Here is a 3008-nt window from a genome sequence, read left to right as displayed (position 1 = left end):
GCGATGAAACTGTCCATCTGTACCGACGTGATGGGGGATCTCTCCTTCACCGACATGCTCGACAAATGCGTCGCGCTCGGCGTCGAGGGGATCGAGATGACCGGCGGCGGCTGGTCCAAGGGCCCGCATTTCCGCGCCGACGAGCTGCTGGCCGACAAGGGCCTGCTGAAGCAGAAGCTGGCGGAAATCTCGGCCCGCGGGCTGGAGATCGCCGCGCTGAACTGCTCGGCCAACCCGCTCGATCCGGGCGCGATGGGCACCCGCCATCTCAAGGAGATGAAGGAGACCATCACGCTTGCGGGCGAGATCGGCGTCGAGACCATCGTCACCATGTCCGGCCTGCCCGAGGCGGCGCCCGGCGACACCGTGCCGAACTGGCTGGTCTACACCAAGTCCTGGCCCGACGAGATGCCCGAGCGCGACCGCTACCAGTGGGAGGACCGCGCCTTCCCGGTCTGGCATGACCTCGTGGAGTTCGGCCAGAAGGCCGGCATCAAGCGCTATGCGCTGGAGAACTTCTCGGCCATGCTGGTCTGGAACCCCGAGACCCTGTTCCGCCTGCGCAACGAAGTGGGCGACATGGTCGGCATGAACCTCGACCCGTCGCACCTGATGTGGATGGGCGCCGAACCCATCGCCTCGGCGCGCGCGCTGGGGTCCGCGATCCATCACTGCCACGGCAAGGACACCCGCATCGAGCGCGGCCTCTGCGACGTCAACGGCCTCCTGGAGCTGAAGGACGTCACCGACGTGGCGAACCGCAGCTGGAACTACGTTGCCGTCGGCGCCGGCCGCGACCTGCAGTGGTGGAAGGAGTTCTTCTCCGTCGTCCGCATGTGCGGCTACAACGGCTGGGTTTCGCTGGAGATGGAGGACTTCACCATGTCCACCGAGGCCGGCATCCAGTCCTCGATCGACGCGCTCCAGGCCACGATCAGCCGCTGACCCGACCGGGCCGCCCGCCGCCTCCCCCGCGGGCGGCCCGTCCAGCCAGAGAGGTCCAGAATGTACCGCTTCGTCATCGACATCACCCTGCAGCCGGGCACGCTGCCGGGCATACTCGAACGCGCGCCCGCCGTCCTGGCGGCCACCCGCGCCGAGCCGGGCTGCATCGCCTACGACTTCTTCACCTGTACCGACGATCCCGACCGCCTGGTCTTCGTCGAGACCTGGAAGGACGAGGCGGCCCATGCGTCGCACATGGAGGAGCAGCACACCAGGGACTGGATCGCCTTCCACGAGCAGTTCCACAAGTCGCTGACCTTCATGACGGTCGTGGCGGCATGAGCGATCCGCGCATCACCGTGTCCTGCGCCCCCTGCTGCTGGGGCGTCGACGACGTGTCGAACCCGCATCTGCCGCCCTGGAGGCACGTGCTGGACGATGCCGCGGCGGCAGGATTCGGCGGGCTGGAACTGGGACCCTACGGCTACATGCCGCTCGATCCCGCGCTGATGGCCGAGGAACTCGGCGCGCGCGGGCTGTCCATCGTCGCGGGCACGATCTTCGACGACCTCGTGTCTCCGGGGAACCGGGACCGGCTGCTGCGCCAGACCGACGAGATCTGCGCGATGGTCACATCCCTGCCGCCGCCCGCCGGGCACGAGGGCCAGCGCTTTGCCGGGCCCTACCTGACGGTGATGGACTGGGGCCATGACGAGCGCGACTTCGCCGCCGGCCATCCGGACCGCGCGCCGCGGCTGTCCGATGCCGCCTGGCTGGGCATGGTGGAGAACATCCGCGCCATCGCCGCGCTGGCCCGCGACCGCCACGGCGTGCGCGCGGTGATCCATCCCCATGCCGGCGGCTACATCGAGTTCGCCGGCGAGCTGGAGCGGATCATGGCGGACATTCCCGCCGGACTGGCCGGGCTCTGCCTCGATACCGGCCACATGGACTATTCCGGCATGGACCCGGTGGCCACGCTGGAGCAGTACTGGGACCGGCTCGACTACATCCACTTCAAGGATATCGACGCCGCAGTATATGCCGATGTCATGTCGCGCCGCATCCGCTTCTTCGAGGCCTGCGCCGAGGGCGTGATGTGCCCGATCGGCAAGGGCCGCATCGACTATCCCGCCATCCGCGCGCTGCTGACCCGCAAGGGCTACGGCGGCTGGATCACCATCGAGCAGGAGCGCGACCCGCAGAATGCCGGCAGCATCCTCGACGATCTCGCCGCCAGCCGCGCCTTCCTCGCCCGCACCGGATTCTGAAAGGACGATGCCGTGATCAACCGTGCGCTGAACCAGAAGACCGCCCGCAATCTCGCCTACGAGGCCTTCCTCGACCTCGCGGCGCGGCTGGACTGCGTCGGCGTCGAGCCGCGCGACGACCTGGGCCGGCCGATGTTCGACGGCATCGCCCCGGATCTGGCCGGCCGGATGGCGCGCGACCGCGGGCTGCGGCTGCTGGGCGTGTCGGAGGTCTACGGCTTCAACGTCTGGGATGCCGCGCGCGAGGCGGAGATCTGCGCGCTGCGCGACCTCGCCGAGGCGGCGGGGGCCGAGACCCTGAGCCTGATCCCCTGCGTCGACGGCCGCGAGGTCCTGCCGCTGGAAGAGGCGATGGCGCGGATCGCGCCGCTCTTCGAGGGGGCGGCCGTCCGGCCGCTGATCGAGCCGATCGGCTTCGTCACCTCGTCGCTCAGGACCAAGCGGCCGCTGATCGAGGCGATGGCGCGGATCGGCGGCTTCGGCATGGTCCATGACACGTTCCAGCACGTCATCTCGGGCCAGGCCGAACTGTTCCCGGCACAGACCTCGATGGTCCACATCTCCGGCATTTCCGACCCGGAGGCGGCGCTCGACGACGCCGACGACGCGCGGCGGCTGCTGGTCGAGGCGCAGGACCGCTGCGGGAACGCCACCCAGGTCCGGGCCTTCCTCGACGGCGGCTATGCCGGGGCGTTTTCCTTCGAATGCACCACCGCAGAGGTCTGGGACCGCCCGGATCTGGAAGCCGCCATCCGGGCCTCCTTCGAGCTCATCGAGGCTGCAGCCGCCTGA

4 protein-coding genes are annotated in these 3008 nt (G+C 69.1%); all 4 read left to right on the top strand.

Going from position 1 to position 3008, the window contains the following annotated elements:
• Positions 1–945 (top strand): sugar phosphate isomerase/epimerase (locus tag HCC78_RS31940; protein ID WP_216671409.1); only part of this gene is annotated, 945 nt, incomplete at its 5' end.
• Positions 946–1005: 60 nt separating this feature from the next.
• Positions 1006–1287 (top strand): putative quinol monooxygenase, encoded by a 282-nt coding sequence (locus tag HCC78_RS31935; RefSeq protein ID WP_172332728.1) that lies wholly within the window; start codon positions 1006–1008, stop codon positions 1285–1287.
• On the top strand, positions 1284–2216 hold the full coding sequence (locus HCC78_RS31930) for a TIM barrel protein (protein ID WP_172332727.1): 933 nt from the start codon (positions 1284–1286) through the stop codon (positions 2214–2216). The genes HCC78_RS31935 and HCC78_RS31930 overlap by 4 nt, the downstream gene beginning before the upstream one ends.
• A gap of 12 nt (positions 2217–2228) precedes the next feature.
• Complete coding sequence (locus tag HCC78_RS31925; protein ID WP_172332726.1) at positions 2229–3008, top strand: TIM barrel protein; 780 nt, start codon at positions 2229–2231, stop codon at positions 3006–3008.

The organism is Mangrovicoccus sp. HB161399, from assembly GCF_013184745.1.
Lineage (GTDB): Bacteria > Pseudomonadota > Alphaproteobacteria > Rhodobacterales > Rhodobacteraceae > Mangrovicoccus.
The sequence above is the reverse complement of the archived record's forward strand: the minus strand, read 5'-3'. Positions and strand labels throughout refer to the sequence as shown.